The sequence below is a fragment of the Fulvivirga sp. M361 genome (assembly GCF_007097395.1).
Taxonomy (GTDB): Bacteria; Bacteroidota; Bacteroidia; order Cytophagales; family Cyclobacteriaceae; genus Fulvivirga.
The window spans coordinates 1-249 of sequence record NZ_VKDC01000138.1; the positions used below are offsets into that span (position 1 = coordinate 1).

The 249-nt window shown below is 45.8% G+C and carries 1 pseudogene; it reads left to right on the forward strand.

The window, feature by feature from the left end:
• Positions 1 to 249, forward strand: a pseudogene (locus FNH22_RS31875) (IS1182 family transposase); the annotation flags it as partial.

A 249-nucleotide genomic window follows, 5' to 3' on the forward strand; every position in this document is an offset into this window, starting at 1 on the left:
GATCAAGCCCTGGAAGGAAAGCCCGTCAGCAAAAAAGTCAAACAGAAGCTCAATTATGCCCGTAGAAACTGGCCTTCCAAATTGGCTGAATACGCTGAAAAAGAAGCTGTTTTAGGCAGCAGAAACAGCTACTCAAAGACCGATCCACAGGCTACTTTTATGCGGATGAAAGATGACCATATGCTCAACGGCCAACTCAAACCCGCTTACAACTGGCAGATCAGTACCTCGAATCAGTTTATCGTCAAC